The organism is Sutcliffiella tianshenii (assembly GCF_016908565.1).
GTDB lineage: Bacteria > Bacillota > Bacilli > Bacillales > Bacillaceae_I > Sutcliffiella_A > Sutcliffiella_A tianshenii.
Genome location: NZ_JAFBED010000002.1, coordinates 554,875 through 576,213 on the forward strand (window position 1 = coordinate 554,875; position 21,339 = coordinate 576,213).

At 43.5% G+C, this 21,339-nt stretch carries 30 protein-coding genes; 8 read left to right on the forward strand and 22 right to left on the reverse strand.

What is annotated here, in order from left to right; genetic code table 11:
• Positions 1-45: 45 nt before the first annotated feature.
• Positions 46-1,947, reverse strand: coding sequence for an ABC-F family ATP-binding cassette domain-containing protein (locus tag JOC95_RS06305; RefSeq protein WP_204414478.1), 1,902 nt, complete (start codon positions 1,945-1,947; stop codon positions 46-48).
• A gap of 2 nt (positions 1,948-1,949) precedes the next feature.
• A complete protein-coding gene (locus JOC95_RS06310; RefSeq protein ID WP_204414708.1) occupies positions 1,950-2,576 on the reverse strand; it encodes an HD domain-containing protein in 627 nt (208 codons plus the stop codon).
• A 724-nt stretch (positions 2,577-3,300) separates the two neighbouring features.
• On the opposite strand from JOC95_RS06310, the gene JOC95_RS06315 reads away from it, so the two are divergent.
• The gene (locus JOC95_RS06315; RefSeq protein WP_204414479.1) at positions 3,301-3,543 is read left to right on the forward strand and encodes a hypothetical protein; all 243 of its coding nucleotides are present in this window, start codon (positions 3,301-3,303) and stop codon (positions 3,541-3,543) included.
• Between the two features lie 2 nt (positions 3,544-3,545).
• On the opposite strand, the gene JOC95_RS06320 is transcribed toward JOC95_RS06315, so the two are convergent.
• The 7 genes from JOC95_RS06320 to JOC95_RS06350 all read right to left on the reverse strand — a co-directional run bounded on the left by JOC95_RS06320 (position 3,546) and on the right by JOC95_RS06350 (position 9,701).
• Positions 3,546-4,388 (reverse strand): DegV family protein, encoded by an 843-nt coding sequence (locus tag JOC95_RS06320; RefSeq protein ID WP_204414481.1) that lies wholly within the window; start codon positions 4,386-4,388, stop codon positions 3,546-3,548.
• Positions 4,389-4,422: 34 nt separating this feature from the next.
• Positions 4,423-5,283, reverse strand: coding sequence for a TatD family hydrolase (locus JOC95_RS06325; protein WP_204414483.1), 861 nt, complete (start codon positions 5,281-5,283; stop codon positions 4,423-4,425).
• Positions 5,284-5,414: 131 nt separating this feature from the next.
• On the reverse strand, positions 5,415-5,891 hold the full coding sequence (locus JOC95_RS06330; RefSeq protein WP_204414485.1) for a glutathione peroxidase: 477 nt from the start codon (positions 5,889-5,891) through the stop codon (positions 5,415-5,417).
• A gap of 65 nt (positions 5,892-5,956) precedes the next feature.
• Entirely contained in the window at positions 5,957-6,451 is a 495-nt protein-coding gene (locus tag JOC95_RS06335; protein WP_204414487.1) for a hypothetical protein, read from the reverse strand.
• A gap of 21 nt (positions 6,452-6,472) precedes the next feature.
• Positions 6,473-8,107 carry a formate--tetrahydrofolate ligase gene (locus JOC95_RS06340; protein ID WP_239582760.1) on the reverse strand — a complete coding sequence of 545 codons (1,635 nt, stop codon included), beginning with the start codon at positions 8,105-8,107 and terminating at the stop codon, positions 6,473-6,475.
• Between the two features lie 200 nt (positions 8,108-8,307).
• The gene (locus JOC95_RS06345; protein WP_204414490.1) at positions 8,308-9,006 is read right to left on the reverse strand and encodes an AIM24 family protein; all 699 of its coding nucleotides are present in this window, start codon (positions 9,004-9,006) and stop codon (positions 8,308-8,310) included.
• A 14-nt stretch (positions 9,007-9,020) separates the two neighbouring features.
• Complete coding sequence (locus JOC95_RS06350; protein WP_204414492.1) at positions 9,021-9,701, reverse strand: class I SAM-dependent methyltransferase; 681 nt, start codon at positions 9,699-9,701, stop codon at positions 9,021-9,023.
• Between the two features lie 126 nt (positions 9,702-9,827).
• On the opposite strand from JOC95_RS06350, the gene JOC95_RS06355 reads away from it, so the two are divergent.
• The 3 genes from JOC95_RS06355 (at position 9,828) to JOC95_RS06365 (ending at position 10,974) form a co-directional block, all read left to right on the forward strand.
• Positions 9,828-10,055, forward strand: coding sequence for a DUF3892 domain-containing protein (locus JOC95_RS06355; RefSeq protein ID WP_204414494.1), 228 nt, complete (start codon positions 9,828-9,830; stop codon positions 10,053-10,055).
• A 15-nt stretch (positions 10,056-10,070) separates the two neighbouring features.
• Positions 10,071-10,214, forward strand: coding sequence for a hypothetical protein (locus JOC95_RS06360; RefSeq protein ID WP_204414496.1), 144 nt, complete (start codon positions 10,071-10,073; stop codon positions 10,212-10,214).
• A gap of 142 nt (positions 10,215-10,356) precedes the next feature.
• Positions 10,357-10,974, forward strand: a complete 618-nt coding sequence (locus JOC95_RS06365; RefSeq protein WP_204414498.1) for an FMN-binding negative transcriptional regulator — start codon at positions 10,357-10,359, stop codon at positions 10,972-10,974.
• Positions 10,975-10,996: 22 nt separating this feature from the next.
• Here JOC95_RS06365 and JOC95_RS06370 read toward each other — a convergent pair whose 3' ends face one another.
• The 3 genes from JOC95_RS06370 to JOC95_RS06380 all read right to left on the reverse strand — a co-directional run bounded on the left by JOC95_RS06370 (position 10,997) and on the right by JOC95_RS06380 (position 14,079).
• Complete coding sequence (locus tag JOC95_RS06370; RefSeq protein WP_204414500.1) at positions 10,997-11,536, reverse strand: NUDIX domain-containing protein; 540 nt, start codon at positions 11,534-11,536, stop codon at positions 10,997-10,999.
• 23 nt (positions 11,537-11,559) lie between these two features.
• Positions 11,560-13,731 carry a DNA topoisomerase 3 gene (locus JOC95_RS06375; protein ID WP_204414502.1) on the reverse strand — a complete coding sequence of 724 codons (2,172 nt, stop codon included), beginning with the start codon at positions 13,729-13,731 and terminating at the stop codon, positions 11,560-11,562.
• 99 nt (positions 13,732-13,830) lie between these two features.
• A complete protein-coding gene (locus JOC95_RS06380; RefSeq protein WP_204414504.1) occupies positions 13,831-14,079 on the reverse strand; it encodes a hypothetical protein in 249 nt (82 codons plus the stop codon).
• Positions 14,080-14,278: 199 nt separating this feature from the next.
• Here JOC95_RS06380 and cspD point away from each other — a divergent pair, with 199 nt between their 5' ends.
• Positions 14,279-14,479 (forward strand): cold-shock protein CspD, encoded by a 201-nt coding sequence (cspD, locus tag JOC95_RS06385; RefSeq protein ID WP_204414507.1) that lies wholly within the window; start codon positions 14,279-14,281, stop codon positions 14,477-14,479.
• Between the two features lie 133 nt (positions 14,480-14,612).
• A complete protein-coding gene (locus JOC95_RS06390; RefSeq protein WP_204414709.1) occupies positions 14,613-14,891 on the forward strand; it encodes a DUF2564 family protein in 279 nt (92 codons plus the stop codon).
• A gap of 595 nt (positions 14,892-15,486) precedes the next feature.
• Here JOC95_RS06390 and JOC95_RS06395 read toward each other — a convergent pair.
• Positions 15,487-15,678 (reverse strand): zinc-finger domain-containing protein, encoded by a 192-nt coding sequence (locus JOC95_RS06395; RefSeq protein WP_239582719.1) that lies wholly within the window; start codon positions 15,676-15,678, stop codon positions 15,487-15,489.
• Positions 15,679-15,695: 17 nt separating this feature from the next.
• Positions 15,696-16,349, reverse strand: a complete 654-nt coding sequence (locus JOC95_RS06400) for a reverse transcriptase-like protein (RefSeq protein WP_204414509.1) — start codon at positions 16,347-16,349, stop codon at positions 15,696-15,698.
• 168 nt (positions 16,350-16,517) lie between these two features.
• On the opposite strand from JOC95_RS06400, the gene JOC95_RS06405 reads away from it, so the two are divergent.
• Positions 16,518-16,910, forward strand: a complete 393-nt coding sequence (locus tag JOC95_RS06405) for a reverse transcriptase-like protein (protein ID WP_204414510.1) — start codon at positions 16,518-16,520, stop codon at positions 16,908-16,910.
• Positions 16,911-16,955: 45 nt separating this feature from the next.
• Here the strand turns inward: JOC95_RS06405 and JOC95_RS06410 are convergent, their stop codons facing one another.
• Both JOC95_RS06410 and JOC95_RS06415 read right to left on the reverse strand, forming a co-directional pair.
• Entirely contained in the window at positions 16,956-17,216 is a 261-nt protein-coding gene (locus JOC95_RS06410) for a DUF6123 family protein (protein WP_204414713.1), read from the reverse strand.
• 78 nt (positions 17,217-17,294) lie between these two features.
• Complete coding sequence (locus JOC95_RS06415; protein ID WP_204414511.1) at positions 17,295-17,783, reverse strand: divergent PAP2 family protein; 489 nt, start codon at positions 17,781-17,783, stop codon at positions 17,295-17,297.
• A 98-nt stretch (positions 17,784-17,881) separates the two neighbouring features.
• Between JOC95_RS06415 and sspL the strand changes: the two genes are divergently transcribed.
• Positions 17,882-18,016 carry a small, acid-soluble spore protein L gene (gene sspL, locus JOC95_RS06420; protein ID WP_204414512.1) on the forward strand — a complete coding sequence of 45 codons (135 nt, stop codon included), beginning with the start codon at positions 17,882-17,884 and terminating at the stop codon, positions 18,014-18,016.
• A gap of 74 nt (positions 18,017-18,090) precedes the next feature.
• Here sspL and JOC95_RS06425 read toward each other — a convergent pair whose 3' ends face one another.
• From JOC95_RS06425 to JOC95_RS06445, 6 genes are all read right to left on the reverse strand, one after another.
• Positions 18,091-18,963 (reverse strand): 5'-3' exonuclease, encoded by an 873-nt coding sequence (locus JOC95_RS06425; RefSeq protein WP_275580517.1) that lies wholly within the window; start codon positions 18,961-18,963, stop codon positions 18,091-18,093.
• 114 nt (positions 18,964-19,077) lie between these two features.
• Positions 19,078-19,212 (reverse strand): hypothetical protein, encoded by a 135-nt coding sequence (locus tag JOC95_RS21500; protein ID WP_263629600.1) that lies wholly within the window; start codon positions 19,210-19,212, stop codon positions 19,078-19,080.
• 69 nt (positions 19,213-19,281) lie between these two features.
• Positions 19,282-20,124: a sulfurtransferase gene (locus JOC95_RS06430; RefSeq protein WP_204414513.1), complete on the reverse strand. Its 843-nt coding sequence runs from the start codon at positions 20,122-20,124 to the stop codon at positions 19,282-19,284.
• A gap of 16 nt (positions 20,125-20,140) precedes the next feature.
• Positions 20,141-20,395 (reverse strand): YpbS family protein, encoded by a 255-nt coding sequence (locus JOC95_RS06435; protein ID WP_204414514.1) that lies wholly within the window; start codon positions 20,393-20,395, stop codon positions 20,141-20,143.
• Positions 20,382-20,594 (reverse strand): hypothetical protein, encoded by a 213-nt coding sequence (locus tag JOC95_RS06440; protein WP_204414516.1) that lies wholly within the window; start codon positions 20,592-20,594, stop codon positions 20,382-20,384. Before JOC95_RS06440 ends, JOC95_RS06435 begins: the two co-directional genes overlap by 14 nt.
• Before the next feature lie 12 nt (positions 20,595-20,606).
• The gene (locus tag JOC95_RS06445; protein WP_204414518.1) at positions 20,607-21,338 is read right to left on the reverse strand and encodes a nucleotidyltransferase domain-containing protein; all 732 of its coding nucleotides are present in this window, start codon (positions 21,336-21,338) and stop codon (positions 20,607-20,609) included.
• Position 21,339 lies beyond the last annotated feature (1 nt).

Below are 21,339 nucleotides of genomic sequence, written 5' to 3' on the forward strand. Positions count from 1 at the left end.
GTAATATGGTAGCATATTAGCCTTATTGATTTAAAAGAATAGACATTATCCTTGGGAATTTATTTTTTCCACTTTCTCTGAGAGCTCTTCCCATCTATCCATCAGGCTCTGAAGAAGTTCATTATTCTCTTCCTGGGCCTTCATCCATTTACTGACCTGTTCATAGTCACTACCTGCTTTGGCTATCTCTGCCTCAATCTCTTCCAATTTCTCTTCGACCGCCATGATCCGCTCTTCTATTCCTTCCCAGTCCTTCTGTTCCTGGTAAGTCAACTTCAAGGGCTTTGGTTTTTGCCTTTGCGGGTTTTCCTTTACCGACTGTTCCAGCTTTTTATCTTCTTGGCGTTTGCGAAGCTGCTCTTCCACATAATCAGAGTACTCCCCGAAAATCCGTTTAAGTTTTCCGTTTCCTTCAAGGATGACGAGTTCCTGCACCACTTTATCCAGAAAATAGCGATCATGTGAAACCGTGATGACGACACCTGGGAACTCTGCAAGATAAGACTCCAGGATGGTCAAAGTCTCTGTATCAAGATCATTGGTGGGTTCATCCAAAAATAATACGTTCGGCTGGGACATGAGGATGCGAAGAAGGTATAGCCTTTTTCGCTCGCCACCAGATAGCTTCCTTATCGGTGTACCGTGGGAATGGGAAGGAAACAGGAATCGCTCCAAAAGCTGGGATGCGCTTGTTTGGCTGCCATCCTCACTCTTAAAGACCTCAGCTTCTTCCTTCACATAATCTATCATCCGCTGATCAAGGTTCATTTCTTCCTGTTCTTGCGTATAGTATCCGATTTTTACTGTCACACCTGTATCCAGCTCACCGCCATCGGGTTGGATCCTACCTGCAAGCACATTCAGAAGGCTGGATTTCCCGACCCCATTCGGCCCTACTATCCCGATTCTGTCCTTCTGCTTGACCAGTAGATCCACATGGTCCAAAATGACTTTCTTCCCAAAATGCAGACTGACCCCCTGAAGTTCCATCACTTTTTTCCCGAGCCTCTGAGAACCTGTGATCATTTCTAGGTGCTGCGAGGCAGAAGTCGATGACACCTTCTCATCTAGATCCTCAAATCGCTTGATTCTAGCCTTCTGCTTCGTCGTTCTCGCTTTGGCGCCTTTTCTCATCCACTCCAGCTCTTGACGGTAAAGGCTCTTTTGCTTAGCCTCTGTCTTCTCCAATTCTTCCAGCCGGACGGCTTTTGCTTCGAGATAGTCCCCATAGTTTCCGTTGTATGTATAAACTGAACCATTGTGAAGCTCAAAAATCTTATTCGTTACACGGTCAAGGAAATAACGGTCATGCGTCACGAGTAAGACCGACCCTCTGTATTTGCTTAAATAATCCTCCAACCATTCAATCGCCTCAAAATCAAGGTGGTTGGTCGGTTCATCCAAAATCAGCAGATCAGCCGATTCGAGCAAAGTCTGTGCCAACGCAACCCTCTTTTTCTGTCCACCTGAAAGATTCCCGACAACGAGATACACATCATCCATTCCCAGCTTGTTCAGAATTGCCTTTGCATGTGCACTTGCATCCCATGCCTGCAGCTGATCCATCTGTTGCTGGTGCTTTGCAAGCTCATCGTGAAGGCTTATATCCGTAGGATCCTCCTGCATTTTTAAAAGGCACGCCTCATATTCCTTGATGGCTTTATTCATAGGTGTATCCTTGCTGTAAATCTGTTCCATCACCGTAAATTCATCTACAAGCTCGGGCGACTGGGATAAGAATCCGATCGTATAATCGTTAGAAGTCGTAATCGCACCAGTGTCACAGCTTTCAAGTCCTGCAATTATTTTAAGCAGTGTGGATTTACCCGTTCCATTTACTCCAATCAAACCGACTCTTTCTTTCTCTTGTATACTGAATGAAACATTGTCGAGCAGTACTTTTTCTACATAGGTTTTGGAGAGGTTCTCCCCGATTAACATTTTCATCGTTAAATCTCATTCCATTCTTTCAAAAATTGATCTACAAACTGTTCCATATATACGTGACGCTCATCTGCGATACGTTTTGCGGTATTGGTATGTAAAGTATCCTTCAATAAAAACAATTTTTCATAAAAATGATTGATAGCAGAAGATCGCTCAGTGCGATATTGTTCATAGCTCATGGAATCTCTGACCTCTATACGCGGGTCATACATCGCACTACCCTTCGCCCCAGCATACATGAAGGTCCGTGCGATACCGATAGCACCAAGTGCATCAAGTCTATCAGCATCCTGGACTATCCTGCCTTCCAAGCTTGGTAGTACAATGCCATTGCCGCCTTTGAATCCTATATTATCAATTATGTACATGATTTCATGTATCTGTTCTTCGGAAACAGCCAAACCCTTGAGAAACTCGGTTAGTTCATTCTGCGCTTCTTCTGTATTCACCGTCAGTTTATCATCGATTACATCGTGCAAAAGAGCAATGATCTCAACAAAGTCACGATCAGCCTTCTCCTGCTCGGCAATATGTACAGCCAGTTTTCTCACACGTTGTATATGATGCCAATCATGACCTGTTGCATCATGTTCAAATTTTGCTTGTACAAAACTCTCTATTTTATCGATCACAAGAAAGACTCCTTATCCCCTGATTAAATGTTTATACTCCTTCATTCTATCATGAAAACAGGGAATCTAATAATGTAATTCCCTTTAAAGCCGCCAGTCACCACTAATGGTTAATATCATATATATATTAATGGGCAAGTGCATATAAAAAACTATTATCGTTAAGATGTTTTTATGTATTGGTCTTGGCTAAGGATAAGGTTTCCACTTTTGCCACCCTGTTGGTCTCCGTTCCAGGCGTTCGCTTATCCAGGAAGGCCTCGGGAGCCTCCTCGGTGCCTGCGCACCTGCGGGGTCTCCCTTGACACGCAGGTTCCGCAGGAGTCTCACGCCTTGCACTCCAACCAACAGGGGTGACTCATAGTATAAAATTTACCTCACTAAAGTTTGAAAAATTGAACTTTTACACATTTTTTCATTTCAGTTGAGCAAATAATGTTTAATCACTGAGTTGATTGTAGCGGAGGATACTTGACTCCTGCGGGAACGTAGAGGGCATGGGAGACCCCGCAGGCGAAGCCGAGGAGGCTCCCATCCGTCCCCGCGGAAAGCAAGTATACGGAGTGGAAATCAACGGGCTTAATTTGATGCATATATTTCATCAATTTTAAAACAAATAATCTGTAAACCTACTATAAAAAAATGACCAAACAAAAAGCCAATTGATCAAGTGAGCATGTGATATCCTCATTAATCAACCAGCTTTATAGGAGGGAATATAATGGTTAATCCTAACTCCAATCAGATCGGGACTGCGTGGCAGGGAACGCATGTCGTTCTCATAAGGTGCAATTATCTTACCAACCAGGTCCTCTCCATCACAAAAAGCGATCACGCACCATCAGAGCCTGCAAGCATAAGCTGTGCGGAAACACTCTCGCGCTTCATCAGCATTGGTTACACCGTTATCGGCGGCTACCCCCTGAATCAATCAGATATTCAATATCTTTTGATCTATCGCTAAACTTACTCGTTAAACCAAGAGATACCGATTGTATTCACCCCGGCATGTACAGCAATCGCCGTGGAAAGCGGAAAGGCATTGATGGGTATCGAAGGGTAGGTTTCACGCAGTTCTTTGACTAGTGCTTCTGCTTGATCAACGTTTGTTCCATGCAGGACAAACAGTTCCCTGATTGAGGAATGGGCAGCTGCTTCCTTTAAGTAATCCGTAATCTTTGATAACGCTTTCTTTTCTGTCCGTACTTTCTCTGAAACTTCAAGCTTTCCATCTTCAATCTTAATGATCGGCTTTATCTGCAAAAGACTGCCCAGCAGTTTTTGCACCCCGGTCATTCTTCCGCTTCTGTGAAGCTGCTCAAGACTTCCGATCAGCACGTAAATTTCACATTTTTTCGCCAATTCCGCCAAATGTGTGAGGATGTCTTCATGTGAGGTACCTGCTTCACGCATTTCAAGCCCTCTTTTCACCATCGCCGACAAAGGAAAGGAAATCACTCTCGAATCGACGGTGTGGACAGGAATATCGACCATTTCTCCTGCCTGTTTGCTTGATGACACTGTCCCGCTTAAATGACTGGAAAGATGGACCGATATGATTCGGTCATATGACTCGGAAAGTTTATTATACAACTCAACAAATGCGCCGACCGATGGCTGTGAAGTTTTTGGCGGAACCTGACTGGATTCAAGCTTTGTATAAAAGTCTTCTAATGAGAGCGTGACCCCATCCAGATATTCGTCCTCTTCGAAATATACGACCATCGGTATGCTATATACATCCGGATGGTTGGTAAGCACCTCATCCAAATATGCCGTACTGTCTGTTACCCAAGCAATTTTCTCCACTTACCTTCTCCCCCTTGATAACTTTTTTATCTACTTATCTTTCAATCAAATTTGCCTCTAATCTTGGAAAAACCTTAAGTGCAGTCCGATAAAAAACATCATGATGAAATTCTTCCGGAATGATCCCCTTGATGAAATCGATGTAAGCCCCTACTCCAATTAAAGGCCAGTCGGTTCCAAACATCAGCTTCTCGTAGTGATCACAATAGTCAAGGGCATGCAAAAGGTGATTCAGGAAGCGTGTTCTCCTATGCCTGTCAATTTCCGCTTCCGTTCCAACAATCAATCCGGAAAGATCGGCATACATATTCTTGTTTTTATAGACTACCTCCGCTCCATCAAGCACCCAAGGGTCGCCAAAATGCGCCATGACAAACGTTACATCCCTGTTGCTTACGGCGACCTCATCGAGCGTCAGGGGATGCGAATATTTCAACAGACCGCGTTCGGAGTATGTATCACCAGTATGAAAGACAACAGGCAGATTGTGCTTTGCTGCCAATCTATAAACTGGGGTGTAGACCTCATCATAGGCATAGAATGGATAATAGCCCAGATAGATCTTGATTCCTGCGACATTCGGCTTCAGTAATTCCAGCTCCAGATCATTTACATTTTGTTTTTCCATTTTGAATGGATTGATCCCTGGGCAATACACCAGATTCTGTGGAATGGACATTGATAAATCCAATCCCATGGGAGTATTGCTATTGGAATCGGGAAAGCCGTTATGTACTGTCTCCGTGACTCCCATCGCAACTCCGCCTACCACATCATTTTCCTTCCACTCCCGAAGCAGGCCTTCATAGGAATAAGAAAGCTGAGAGAGCCGTTTAGCCGTATCATGAAAACTGCCGATATTTGAAAAATGCACATGGGCATCTATGATCTTCACCTCGTTACTCCTCTCTTAACATAATAGTATTATTATTAATTCGATAGTAATACTAAAAAATCCTTTCCCATACGGAAAGGATTTTTGTAATAGTATTCAACACAATAGATCGTTAGTATCCCAAATAATTATTATAGTAAAGCTTCAATATCATTTTTCATTTTAAGAGGGCTTGTCGCTGATGCAATTCGGTCAACCACTTCCCCATCCCGATTTACAAGGAATTTGGTGAAATTCCATTTGACTGCCTTTGAGCCCAGGAGCCCGGTGGCATTCTCTTTCAAGTAGTTGAATAAAGGATGAGCGTTATCTCCATTCACATCCACTTTTGCAAACATCGGAAATGTCACCCCGTAATTCAATTGACAGAACTCGCCTATGTCATCTTCACTTCCTGGCTCCTGATTGCCAAACTGATTACAAGGGAACCCCAATATCACAAACTTCCTGTCGGCATATTCCTTATAAAGCTGTTCAAGCTCTTCATATTGAGGGGTAAATCCGCATTTGCTTGCCGTATTCACAATTAACACAACATGACCCTTATACTCATTTAAAGGAATATCGTTACCTTTCAAATCCTTGGCTGAAAACTCATAAATGGACATCCCGGCCACCTCCGCTATTTTTCTTTATTATGATGGATAGTGCTTCACATTGTCTAATGATAGGCTTACCTCAATGTGCTCAACATGTAGGGGATGAGCTCCTGTAGGTCATCGACATTATCCTCATAGAATAGTCGGTCGAATCTGATTGTGGCACACAGTTTTATTGGCTCTGGTGCATCAAGGGATTCTGTATAGGAAAGTTCCATCTCCCAACTTTCCCCCCATATATTTTGCAATTCTTTTTTCCACTGTTCCAAGCTCTCTCTGATAATGGAGCTTCTCTTGCCTTCCTGGTAGAAGGATACCGTCACGGAGCATCCGGGTCTGTCCAACCTTTTAAGGAGTTCACCTGATATGTTTTCCAGGTTGCTCGATAACTCTATTCTGCCGAACATTGCTGCGGATACGGCAATATCCATGGAAAACTGCCTTGACATGGTCGCAAGGTCGACTAGATCCCTCCGATTGACAACCTGCAGCTCTCCATCCAGATCGAGGTCATAAATCGCTCCCTCTATAATGACTTTCAAGTTGTCAAATACTGTAGGATCAAACATTCGTTTCATCCCTTTCACATTTTAGAATATGCCTACAGCCCTGCCCTCTTCGTCCACATCCATGTTAAGGGCGGCCGGCTCTTTTGGCAGTCCAGGCATGGTCATGATACTTCCAGTCAAAGCGACAATGAAACCTGCTCCAACAGAAGGCTTCAAGTCTCTTATGGTGATGACGAAATCCTCCGGTCTGCCAAGCAATTTTGCATCATCACTTAAGGAGTACTGGGTTTTTGCCATGCATACAGGAAGGTTGCCCCAGCCTTCTCCCTCAATCTGCTGCAGTTGTTTTTTTGCAGCAGGCAATAGCTCGACTCCTTTTGCACCATATACGTTGACTGCGATTTTCTCCAATTTCTGTTCCAGTGTATCTTCCTGAACGTACAACGGTGTATAGGCGGCCTTCTTGTTCTCGATTTGCTGCAATACAGTCTCGGCCAAGGCCACACCACCATCTCCGCCTTTTTCCCATACCTGTGTCAGCGAGATTGGAATGTTGTGCTCTCTGCACCAGTCAAGTACATAAGAAACCTCCATTTCGGTATCGGTAACGAATTCATTTAAGGCGACTACGAATGGAAGACCAAAGCTTTGGATGGTTTCAATATGTTTCTTCAGGTTGGCAATACCATTTTTCAGCGCTTCTACATTCTCCTCTTTTAGGTTATCTTTTGATACGCCGCCATGCATTTTCAATGCACGGATGGTTGCCACAATGACTACCACTTCTGGATTGAACCCTAGAGACGGTGACTTGATATGCAGGAATTTCTCTGCACCAAGATCTGCTCCAAATCCTGCTTCTGTCACCACATAATCACCGAGCTTTGCAGCCATCTGGGTTGCAATCACACTATTGCACCCATGGGCGATGTTTGCAAAAGGGCCGCCATGGATGATTGCCGGCGTATGCTCCAATGTCTGAACGAGGTTCGGTTGAAGCGCATCTTTTAATAATAGAGTCAAAGCACCTTCGACATTCAGGTCTTTCACTGTTATCGGATTTTTATCAATATCATAAGCCACCACAATGCGGGAGAGGCGGAGTTTCAAATCAATCAGGTCTTTTGCCAGGCAGAATACCGCCATAATCTCTGAGGCTACGGTAATATCAAAGCCGTCCTCCCTCGGGACTCCCTGCACAGGTCCGCCAAGTCCGATGACCACTTTACGCAAAGCACGGTCATTAAGGTCTACTACCCGCTTCCAGCTGATTCTTCTCGTATCTATCCTCAGCTGATTTCCTTGATGGATATGGTTGTCGATCATGGCAGCAAGGGCGTTGTTGGCAGTCGTGATGGCATGGATGTCTCCTGTAAAATGAAGGTTGATATCCTCCATCGGCAAAACCTGTGAAAAGCCCCCGCCGGTAGCGCCACCCTTCATACCCATCGTTGGCCCCAAAGAGGGCTCCCTCATTGCTATGACTGCATTTTTACCGAGTTTATGTAGCGCCTGCCCGAGTCCTACAGTCACAGTGGATTTTCCCTCTCCTGCAGGTGTAGGATTGATGGCTGTCACAAGTATCAATTTCCCGTTTTCTTTCGTATGTAATCTCTTTAATATATTCAAGGATAGCTTCGCTTTATATCGCCCGTAAGGCTCAAGCTCCTCTTCTTCGATGTCCAGTCCATCTGCAATTTCAAAAATCCTCTTCATGGATGCCTGTTGCGCTATCTCAATATCAGAAGGCACAACCGTTTTTGTATGCTTCACTTTCATTCCCCCAACAGATAGAAATTGTATTACTCCTACCCGTTATTGTACCACTTTTTTAATGGACTACTACCTTTCATTACTTTTTGTTTTACAGAAAGAAAATAAGCAGAATGGATAGACCATCTGCTTATTCACAAAGTTTAACTTTGGGTGCCTTGCGCATAAACGACCTCTTCATAAGGCTGTACGACAACAAATCCGCTTCCGGAAAATTTCATCTGTATCGACTCGCCGCTTCCTCTGCCAAAAAAGGTCTTCAATTGTATATCCGTGACAAATTCCGGTTGAAGATTTCCAGACCAGGCGACAGTTGCATTCGGATCGGTGAAGACGGGGCGCCCCGGATGAACCATCAAGGTCAATGGCTCATAGTGTGAGGTGAACGCCACCATCCCCTGCCCCTCAAGTCTGACATTGAATAATCCTCCTGCCATCATACCAGCGATTTTTCTCATCAGCTTAATATCCCATTCCAAGCCTTTTTCAAATGCAAGCAGATCATTTCCATTGATGTAGATGCTTTCACCCTGAAGATCCAATATCGTGATCTTCTTCCCTTGATCGGCAACATAAAGCTTCCCGTTCCCGGTTGCCCTCATCAATTGAGAACCTTCTCCTGTAAATGCTTTTTTCACGAGCCTGCCCAATCCGTGCTCCAGGATGCCCTCCCTTTCAAATTTTATTTTTCCGTCATAGGATATCATCGAACCCATTTTGGCCCAGATTTCCCCGTCCAGGTTGATTTCCAATATCCTTTCCGTTTCAAGCTCAAACAACCCCTGCCCCTTATCTACCTGTTTGCTCTTTTGAATAAACTGATCGATGCTATACTTTGACATACAAACACGCCCCTTTATTTTTTTTGCAGCATAAACACCCACATGAACGATAATGCCTGCTTCAGGTGTCTAGGAAGACCAGACACATCAACCTTCTTGGCTTCTTCCTTATATACGGGCATCCCATCTAAAAGTTCCCAGCCATTTTCTTGTGCCAGTTGCTCGAATTCCCAAGGCATCATTGTATTGCAGATCGCTTTATCTCCATAGAGTCTAGGGAAACTGTTTGCACGAGGACCGGCAGTCGGTCCAAGAAGCCCCAAAAACAAAATACCTTTTTCCTTTGTAACCTTGTGGAATTCCTTCAGAACATCAAGTGGCTGTTCTACCCATTCGATGGAGTTGATTGCCATGATCGCATCATATTGACCTTTTTCGAATGGGAGCCTGGTAAGATCGGCCTTATAAAAAGTCAGATTTGAGTGTTTGCGCTTATCCTTTGCATGGGAGATCATCTTTTCCGCTATATCAATTCCTGTCACTTTGTAGGAGTTTTCTGCAAGTAGGTAAGATCCAAAACCGTCGCCGCAGCCGGCATCAAGAACCTTTGAGCCTTCAGGCAGTCTCTTACGGATGAAAGGGATGATGGTGCTCCTGCTCCCTTTCAGCCACATATTTTCACTATTTTCATGCCAGAAATCGGCATTCTCATTCCACTTCTTTTCTGTTTCCTGATTCCAATCAAATGATGTCATTATTTTTCAGCACGCCCTTTCCCCTTTTCATTTCTCTATGTGCGCCGGGATATCCTTTTCTTTGTTTAAGAATAAATTCGTTCTTCTGGGACAGATTAGTAGCATAACGAAAAGGAGGTGTGCAGGATGAGCGAAACTTTCGTTGCTGTTCAAAAGAACGGAGATGGAGACATTGTAAAGTTTAAAACTTCTTCCGGCAACGTACTCTCCTATGAAGAAGCGTTGTTGGCCGTCAATACTGGTGCCGTACTAGGTGCCAATGTATTCAAAGGGAAAGATGGCGAGATGTATATCCGGGGTAATGCAGACGGCGACCCTACCAACAATCTTGATCAGTTACCTACATTCTCGTGAAGGAGCGAATCAAATATGACAAAGAAATATAACCGTGGTGGAAGCCAAAATCAGAATAGCCCTACCGGGGAGAGCTTAAGCTCTGTGAAGCATGTTGCCGGTGATAATAGCAAGGGCAATAAGCGGAACAAAGATCAAAAGGACAAAACGGAGCTATAATATTTTTGTTGTAAAGCATGCGGCTAATGGTGCCGTGTGCTTTTTATTTCCGGTTTTTCACATTATTTCTCCCCCTTTTCCAAGTCGCATTCATTTATAATGAAAATAAAATGACGAATTAAATCGGGGGGAACTTTTCAACATGTACATACCAAAACAATTCAAAAATGAAAAACAAGATGAAATCATCGAATTTATCCGGCATAACAGTTTCGGAGTGCTTTTCTCACAGGACGGCGATCAACCGACAGCCACGCATCTCCCCTTTATTGTAAAAGTGACCGATGGGAGCATTATCTTGATCACACATATGGCTAAAGCAAATCCACAATGGAAGACCCTCGATGGCAAGAAGGCATTGGCTGTTTTCACCGGTCCACATGCGTATATTTCAGCAGGCTGGTACGAGGAGCCGGGAACGGTATCCACTTGGAACTATGTCAGTGTTCATGTACATGGAAGAGTTGAAATCCTGACAGACTCCCGATCATTGAAAGAAATATTAAAAACTGCGACAGATTTCTATGAAGCAGGCTTTGATAAACCATGGAAACTAGAAGAAAATGAAGAAACAGTGGACAGCATGTTGAATGGTATTGTCGGAATCCGTTTGATGGTAGATAAACTTGAAGGCAAATGGAAGCTGAATCAGCACCATCCAAAAGAACGAAAAGAAAAGGTCATCACTAGGCTAAAAGAGCAGCACGCTTATGATTCCCAGGAGATTGCACAATTGATGCAAGATCAAATGAAAGATTAGAATGACAGAATAAACGCCCGGACTAATACGTCTGGGCGTCTTTTAATTCAGAGTTGAATAACTCCTGATGGGCAATTAGTTCATTCAAGACAAAATTTTCACGTTGAATCCATCTGTGATCAGCTTGTTGAAGAACTTTATTATTTTGAGAAATTGCTTTCTCTATATCCACCCATTCCGGAGAATACTCCTGTTCATACTCGTAATCATCTAAAGTTGGGTTTCCCTTCTTTCCTACTATCCTGCATAGATAGATGTGGGAGGTCATTTCAAAGATGGCACCTGGATCATACTCATCTGAATGTCGTTCGATAACGACTCCAATTTTTCGTAAAACGTTGGTTTCAGGAAAACCCGTCTCTTCCTTCACTTCTCGGGATAGTGCCTGCTCATGGCTCTCGTCAGCCTCGACTCCTCCACCTGGGAGTTTAAAATCTCCTAGGTTAGAACCCACCAGCAGGATTTTGTCATCTTCCAATACGACTGCCCTGACAGCTTCCCTGTAGTTCATCCTCGCTGATACATCCGGTTGCTCCTGTTTCCCGATTAGTTTATGAAACATCGTATCGTCCTCCCAAAAATCCTCTATTTCTCAAACACAAACTGCACCCGTTCGTCCTTCCATTCCAATGCTGCATTAAACACCTTATCCCCTTTTTTGAAGCCTTGGATTTCATCGGTTCTTCCACCAGCCAATATCTTCTTTGCGTTCGTGGCCGAAATGGTCTTACCAAGTATTTTTTTAGAGATGGTAAAATTGCATTGTGTCTTCTGGTAGTTGGAACAGCCATAGAAAGTCCCTTTATCCACCACTTCGCCGTCGCATTTCATGCATTTACCCACTTTTGTCCCAACGGATGGTCGGCCTTTTTTGCCAGGTCTCCCCCTTTTGAATTCACTTAGATCCATGCCCTTAAAGGACCATTGGGTGCTTTGTCTTTGTGCGTCCTCAATCAATTTGAGGGATAGCTTTTTTGCCTGTTCCATGAACTCCTCAGGAGAAGCTTTTCCTTCCCCGATTTCATGCAGGCGCTGCTCCCATTTTGCGGTCATTTCCGGACTGGCTAGGATGCTTGGGCCGATCGATTGGATAAGGAGCTTTCCTTTATTGGTTGCGAAAACCTGATTTTTACTGACCTCAATGTATTGACGGTCTTTCAATACGCCTATGATGCCGGCCCTGGTCGCTTCTGTCCCAAGGCCCTCCGTTTTATTTAGGACCTTTGTAAGTTCACCATCGTCGAGATGCTTACCGGCCGTCTTCATGACCGTGATAAGCTGCCCTTCTGTATAACGTTTTGGCGGCTGGGTTTTCCCTTCCTTCACATTCACTTCCTGTACAATCCCTTTTTCTCCATCTTGTAGCGTTGGGAGATCCTGTTCGTCTTCACTGGATTCCTTCTCTTTTTTGTTGCCATATATCACTTTGCGCCATCCAGCCTGGACCTCTTCCTTCCCCTTTGACAGGAATTCGGCTCTCTCCTCGACTAAAGTGTGAATCGTGGTATAGTCAAAAATGGCTTTATCATAGTGCGCTGCGATGAGCCGTTTAACAACCAGGCTATAAATCTTTTCCTCTTCGGGTGACATCTTGGATGGATCTTTCACTTGCTCGGTCGGGATGATGGCATAGTGATCTGTCACCTTTTTATCGTTCACGACCCTTTTATTGTTCATCACCGATTGGAACGGCAATGGGAAATACTCCTTGAATGCAGGGAACTGGCTCAGCTTCTGCAGTGTTTCAGGAAACATGGACGCCTCTTCCTTCGTCACAAAGCTCGAATCGGAACGAGGGTACGAAATGATGCCTTTTACGTATAGCTTTTGGGCAATCTCCAGCGTTTTTTGAGGTGAGAACTTGTACATGCTATTTGCCGTTGCCTGTAAAGAAGAAAGGTTAAATAAGAATGGCGGCTGGAATTCTTTCCGCTCCTTTTCTATCGTATCAATCCTCGCATCCTTCCCTCTACAGAACTGGACTATTCTTTTGGCAAGTTCCGGGTTATCAAGCCTTGACTCCCCATCCTTTTGCCATTTTCCATTGTACATTTTACCATCCATGTTAAATGTCGCTATAACTTCCCAAAACGGCTTGGACTGAAAGTTTTCGATTTCCAATTCCCGCTTTACGATAAGTGCCAAGGTTGGTGTCTGCACCCTTCCTGTAGAGAAAACGTCAGATACTCCCTTTTGCTGAAGCAGAAGTGTATAAGCTCGGGAGGCATTCATTCCGATAAGCCAATCCGCACAGGATCTGCTAAGCGCTTCATAATAGATGCTTCTAGTCTGATTTTCCTCCAAAAGATTATTAAAACCGTTCTGGACCGCTTTAGGAGTAAGGGAAGAAATCCACAGACGCTTCAGTGGTTTATTGCATTTGGCCACTGTCAAAATGATTCGGATGATTGCCTCTCCTTCTCGCTCGGCATCGCCTGCCATGATGATTTCATCTACTTCCCTTTTATGGATCAGCTCTTTGACAATCTTAAATTGCTTCCATTTCGATTTTGTTACTTTGTGTTGGAATCGGTCGGGTAATATGGGGAGGGTTTGTAAGGACCAGCGCTTCCATGAGGGATCATATTCTTCCGGGGACAGCAGCTCACACAGATGTCCCACAGCCCAGGTCAAAAGCGCACCGCCCGGAAACATCGGTTGAGGGGGGATTTCCACATAGCCATCTTTTTTCTTCGGGGAAAATGGAGCAGCCAGCTTTAATCCTTGGTCAGGTTTTTCCGCAATAATCAATTTCACAACATGCTTCACTCCGCTCTAAAACAAAATAAATGCAGGAAAGCGTAATCTCCTTTCCTCCATTTATTATAAAAGGAAAACATTTGTTTGTATAGGATTTTACAGAGTGACCATATTGCGGATCGGGACAATTTGCAGGACTGTAATCAACGGATAGGCACTTTGCTGAGTATCGCCTATTATCAGATATTTTCCCTCCACATTCAACACAAAATTCTCTAGATGGAAGATGGTTCCCATAGCCTTTTGCAAAACCTCGTAAATCAATTCATCATTCAAGGTGTAGCGTGAAATGTTCGGCTTGATACGAAGGATGACTTCTTGGTTTCCAAATGTGGTTCTCAGCATAGCTAATCCTCCCTTTTTATTTAATTTATGAAAAAAGAAAAGGTTTAGCACTCGTATTTTTTAGAATTCTTGACCTTGATTAGGCATATATTGTATAGTGAAAGTGTCATTTAACCGCTTTCTTTCAAACTAAAAGCGGGGAAGATGATAATCTACTTTCAAAGCACAAGGTGCGCTATTTTTAGGAGGAAAAGAAACAATGCAAAACGGTAAAGTAAAATGGTTCAACAATGAAAAAGGTTTCGGGTTTATTGAAGTAGAAGGCGGAGACGATGTATTTGTACACTTCTCAGCAATCCAAGGTGACGGGTTCAAGTCTTTGGAAGAAGGCCAAGAGGTTTCTTTTGAAATCGTAGAAGGTAACCGTGGACCACAAGCTGCAAACGTCACAAAATTATAATCTAAACGACCAAACACATATAAGTTTTGGAAAGAGGCTCTGATGGCCTCTTTTTTCTTTTGATAAATTTCTGTTCATCCATGCATATCTTCCTTTATTCTGAGCGATTCTAACAACAGAAGGAGGCGTAATGATGGACAATAACAATACTCAATCACAAGATATACACACAGGATATAATGATCTCATGCAGGTGGAGGTCTCCATTCAATCCGCCGAGAAGATGGTTGGTTCCGCGACCATGAGCTTGGATCCTGAATCAATGGAGCATGCCGAACGGGCAATTTCAAATGCAAGAAGCCTTTTGAATGATGCAAAAAGCAACGGTACCGGGATGGATACAGATTTCCTCCAAAATGCAGAGCTCTCATTGGCTCAATGTGAGCACCAGCTTTCCGAGGCGAAGAAATAATTTTTAAGGGAGTTGTCCTGTTGTTATAGGATGACTCCCTTTTTTACATAAAAAACTCTGTTAAATACACCTGTTGATTTCTGGATCGGACTTTGTCTCGCTACTTCTCCACCAACTCCTACATCCCCCCCGAACTAGGGATTCGACCGTATGGATGGGGATAGAATGTATAGTAAGCCAAAGGAGGACCAAAACGCCGGCCGTTGTGTAGAGAAAAGGTCTTCATAACCCAGATGAAGACCAAATTGCCGGCAGTTGTATAGAGAAAAGGTCTTCATAACCCAGATGAAGACCAAATTGCCGGCAGTTGTATAGAGAAAAGGCCATCATAACCCGGATGAAGACCAAATTGCCGGCAGTTGTATAGAGGAAGGGTCTTCATAACCCAGATGAAGACCAAATTGCCGGCCGTTGTATAGAGAAAAGGTCTTCATAACCCGGATGAAGACCAAATTGCCGGCAGTTATATAGAGAAAGGGTCTTCATAACCCGGATGAAGACCTTTTCAACGTGATTTATCAACAACATTCTTTATCAAAGTCAAATAAAAAAAGCACAAGATCAGTTAAATCGAACCGTTCATGTGCCCATTACCTTATTCACTCCTGTGAACCAATTGGTCCCCGAGGATTTTTATTTCAGCACCTACTGTACATTCGTTGATGCAGAAGGACTGGGCTTGATTCTTGCCGTAATCCTTACGCAGTGCCTGTTTAACCAAGCATTCGGTACAATATGTGTCTAAAATCTCACCAACTTCCATCAATATCTTCTTTCGATTTATCAATGTCGTCACTTCCTTAGCTACAATAACAGATTACTTTCAATTGGCGTTCCTTCAAGTGCCTGACGGGCAAGTCTATCCGCTTCCTCGTTTTCTTTCCTGGTCACTGGTTCATAGACCGGCCCTATTTTTAGGGTTTTCAGTTTTTCTTCTATTTTATCCAGCCATCGGTTGAAGAGTTCATCATAACAAGGCCATTCTCCAGATAATTGGTTCAGGACCACAAGTGAATCCCCTTTGAACGTGACCTCCATCGCCCTTACCCCGAGATGTTCAAGCTGTTGGACAAGAAAATAAAAGGCTGCGTATTCCGCCTCGTTGTTGGATTCCAGTTCCTCCAGGCGGGCATTGATTCTGTATCTATAGTCTTTTCTATTCTGGTTATAATACACCACATTTCCGATTCCGGCCAGTTTTGTGTCCACATCATAGCCCCCATCGAAAAATGCGATAACATCCGAGATTCCTTCTTCACTTTGTTTAATCCATTTCAGCAGCTCTTTTTTCGTCCATTCTTCCCCTTTTTGATCGTGGAAATATAGCTGCTTCACCCTGCCCGTTTTTTCAATGTCCTCTGCCAGGCGCAGTGCAAGCCTGCTATCCATTTCCTCGCTTCGGAAAATGGTCTCTATATGCCTTGGTGTTTGGTAATGCCATTCCACCGTCACTTTCACGCTTTATGCCCCTCTCCTACATTTTACATTTATACAGGATCATCCCCCCCTGACCCAAAGGATCAGGGGGATACACCTTTATTTTCAAACTTTCCTAACGGAACTAAGTTGTGTATTCTTATCTTATCACAGGAACGCCTAGAATATGTTTGTAAAGGGAGAGAGAAGATGATTGAAGTATACATAGATGGAGCAAGTGCCGGTGATCCCGGACCATCCGGGGCAGGCATATTCATTAAAGGGCATGGCGGAGCAGAGCAATATAGCATCCCCCTCGGGACAATGTCCAATCATGAAGCGGAATTCCATGCGCTTCTGCATGCATTGAAAATATGCCGGAAACAAAACTACCAGATCGTGTCTTTCAGAACGGATTCCCAGGCCGTAGAGCATGCGGTGGAGAAAAGGTTTGCCAAAAAGGAGCCCTATCGGCAACTTCTTGAACAATCGTTGAAGCTCGTGGATGAATTTGATTTGTTTTTCATCAAATGGATTCCTAGCAAGCAGAACAAGGTTGCTGATGAATTGTCACGGAAGGCAATATTGAAGAACGGGGAATAAAAGTTGGTTTGAAAAGCTCTTCATCCAAATGATGAAGAGCCAAGGTTACATAATATTCTTATCTTTAACTAATTGGAAAGCCGCATGTTTGGATTCTATTTTTTCTGCTTTTAACATCTCCAAAATAGATACGAAAAAGCTGCCATCAAACTGCTTTTGCGCCTTAAGAGTGATTTCGATGGCCACATTGACTAAATAATCTGAACTTGCAGTGTAGTGCTTTCCAAATTCTATGAACCCGAGTGAATCTTCCCGGAAGACAAATCCTTTTGCGGTAAGCTGATCAATGTATTCTTCTGTGCTCATTGTGCTTTTCAATAGAAATCCACCCTTATTCTAATCGATCCTATTTTTTATCTTACCGCAAAATTTGTCGGATGCCTATTAAAGTTTTTCCAGCCAATCGTATTTCCTGGTTTTCGGAAAAAATAATATTCCCATGATGCCTAGGAGGACCCCGAATAATGCGCCCCCGATCACCTCTTCAGGCTGATGCCCCAATCGCTCCTTCAAACGCTTTTCAATCTTATCATGGACATTTTCATCGGGTTTCCCCTCCAATTTATCCAGTTTCTCCGCTAGGTCATTGACTGCCAATGTAATTTCCCCGGTCTGTCTCCGTACACCCTGTGCATCATACATCACAATCAACCCGAAGATGCTGGAAAGTGCAAAATCGATCGTCCTGAACCCCCGTTTGATTGCAATAAATGTCGCAAGCGCGGATACACCTGCGGAATGGGAGCTTGGCATTCCCCCGGTTTCAAAAAATGTCGTCCATTCCCATCTTCCCGTCCGAACATATTTAATCGGTATTTTTATGAATTGTGCCAGCATGATCGCACTAAGGGCAATCTTAAGTGCTTTGTTCATTATTATCACCTCATCTATAGTTTCCAAAGGCAAGTGCACTTGTATGCAACATATTTATTGTGGAAAAAAGGAAAACTAGATGGATGGGAGGTGATTGTATGAGCAGAAACAAATCAGCTAACAAAGGAAAAGCGGCACCGGGAGTAAATCCACAAGGATACGGTCAGGAATTTTCAGAGGAACCGAAATCCAAACTGGAAAACAATGCAAAAAAGAGTAACACTAAAAGATAATTTGCATTTACTTGCATCAAGTTTTTAGAAATAAAAATAGAAGATGACTCATTCGTGAATCATCTTCTTTGACATTAACAAACCTTGCTGACAAATGAATGTAAACCGTTGAACTCAAGCTCTTCGAATTTGTCCATGACCTTGTCACGGTCAATCGTGATAGTGGCCAAAGGGAGATCACAGGACACAGGGACATCACATTTGATGGTCGCAAGTTCCCTCGAAAGGTGCAGCAGCTCGAGGCTATCTTCAAACTTCTGGCGTTGACTCTTTGTGAGGGAATGGATATTTTCCAGGATCCCTTCCACTGTTTGATACTCCATCAACAGTTTGGAAGCCGTTTTTTCTCCAATCCCTTTTACTCCGGGATAATTGTCACTGCTGTCACCCATGATTGCTTTTAAGTCGATCAGCTGACGGGGAGTGAGCCCTTTTTTCTCATAGAAGCCATTCTCATCCAATACTTCATAATTGCCGTACCCTTTTTGCAGAAGTGCCACTTTCACATTCTCCGTGATCAGTTGGAGGACATCCTGGTCTCCAGTCAGAATGATGACTTCCGCTTCCTCGCTGTAGCTTTTCGCAAGCGTACCTAGGCAATCATCGGCTTCATAACCGGCTAGTCCGATATTTGGGATATCAAAGGCTTCCACTACTTCTTTAACCAAATCAAATTGGGGAATCAGTTCTTGAGGTGGCGCCGGGCGGTTTGCCTTATAATCATCAAACATTTCTGTACGGAAGGTCTTGCTTCCCATATCCCAGCAGCAGACGACATGTGTCGGATTGAATGCTTCCATGGATGAGATCATATGCTTTACAAACCCCTGCACCGCATTGGTGGGAATTCCTTTAGAGGTATACATGAACCTGTTATACACACTTGTTGCAAAAAATGAACGAAATAATAGGGCCATGCCATCTATCAGAAGTACTTTTTTAGTCATCAGATCTTCTCCTCTCGATTTACGCGAATTTGATTATATCATATTTTCCGCACCAAATTAAGGGAAGAGTAATGGAAAAAAGCCTGACAACACCAGTCAGGCTCTAAAAGAATATTAATGGTTCTTTTTATTGGTCATCTTGGCCGCTTCATATTCCGCATAAGAAGCAAACTCGGTATCCATTGTGCCTTTTTGCTTTGCGTTGTTGTTGCGTTGAGCATTTGCATTTCCTTTTTTCGTACGACCCATCGTAAAACCCCCTATCACAAATTGGTCTTTAATAGTTTGTGACGTTTGTGGCTTTTACATGATAGGTAATTATTTTCTCGACTTATCGGAAATTGGATAATCTTCATAACTGATCCAGTCGCTCCAGCTACCGGGATAGAGCTTTACATCTGTAAAGCCCGCTTCTTTTAGGGCCAAAATATTCGGACATGCGGTTACCCCTGATCCGCAATATACGATCACTTCTTTAGTGGGATCCATATCGGAAAACCGCTCTTTCAAAGTCTCCTGATTCTTCCAATCGCCCCCATCCAGATTGTCTCCCCAGAAATAATTGCGTGCTCCGGGAATATGACCCGCCTTATGATCGATCGGTTCCTCGATGCCAAGATAGCGCTTCTGCTCCCGGGAATCGATTAAGTAGCGTTCTCCTTTTTCGATGCTTGGAAGGTTCGCGAATATTTCTTGGGCTGACGCTATCATATGTTCCTGTATAACTGGTTGGAAATGCCCCTTTTGTGTTTTTTCAGGCAATGCAGCCGTTACAGGATAACCTTTGTTCTTCCAGTTATCATAGCCGCCATTGAGAATAAATGCCTTACTATGCCCCATGTAGTTGAGGAGCCACCATAGTCGTGAAGCCATGGCACCATTTTGGGAATCATAAAGCAGAATCGTTTTATCATTGGCCGCTCCGGCTTCCTCCCATTTTCCCCGTAGGTTTTCCAATGGGGGCAGCGGATGCCTTCCGCCGTGCTTCTGCTTTGGCCCGGAAAGATCATGATCAAGGTCAAAATGATGGGCACCGGGTATATGATCAATTTCATACTCCTGCCTTCCTTTTAACGGGTCCTGTAAATAAAATCGGCAATCAATGACAATAAGATCATCCAAGTTTTCTTTCACCCATTCGGGTTCCACGATATAGTTCATCCTATCCCCTCCGCTTTTAGCTGCGAGAAACAAATTCCTCCACCATTTCCTTTGTGACGAGCATTCTTTGGGGAGCAATCCCTTTACGTGCAAGTTCATTGATCTGTTTGGTGACACTATTGATTTTATCCGTTGTAAAGGGCTTTTTCTGCTTGCAAAGGACGATCGCTTCTTCTATGTAATTCTCCCTTTGCTGTTCAAGCTTCAAAAATGATGTAACAATCTGGTTCTGCTTTTTTGAATGCTCACTGATTTCTTTATGTACGCTCATTGTTGTGATCCTCCACTCTGATTCCATGTTTTTTCATTAATTGTAGTACTTTATCCTTTGGCTGCCAACAATTAAATGCATAATGCGGTTTTGTTTCAAAGCCAAGCCGGCTGCATCGATATATATTTTGCTCAGGAAGTTTGATTACTTGATAGTGCCGACAAGTGGCACAAGCATGGAAGCGGTTTGTCTTTGACATTATGTTTCCCCCTTATATGCCGAACTGGCAGTAAAACCATTCCTGTATCTCATTTATATCTGGTTTGGTATGGGGTAATCGACTTTCCTGTTTTTGAGCCTCAGCGATGCATGCGGTTATTTTTCCAAGCAATAGGCTAAAGCTATCATCGGCCTCTCCATATTTCAGTTCAAGGACATGTTTTAGATCATCCTCTGAAAAGCGGGTGCTCCCTGCTATCAATTCCTGCAACAGGATGGTAGCTGGAGCACCATCCCTCGTCAAATTTTCAGTCATTAATGATGACCTGAAAGCCTGGTATAGGTAGGAATAGTGACCCTTTTCCTCGAAGGCGCTTAAGTTACGTTTAGTCATATTAACATAATGTGCCAAAAGCGTCCTTTTAGAAAATTCCTTTTGTGATATGTTGTAAAGCATATCCGTCAGGTGCTCTTCCTGCATGTAGACGATGGGAGAAAGTGTCCATTCATATAGGGATGGATTCGATTTTTGTGCCAGCCTTAAGGCTTTTTGAATATCCCATCCCTGGATATCCCACTCCCCCTGCTTATAGTCTATTGTATCTTTCACAGGGTTCATACTGAGATATCGCCTGAGAGAAGAGATATAGATGAATCTGATATCATAGTCACTTTTCTCTGTTTCCACCCCGTATGCCCTGCTCCCGGCTTCGCATGCATACAAAATGGTAACCTCATGTTCCTTTTCCAACTTTTTCAAAAAAGAGAGAATCGTTTCCTTCATA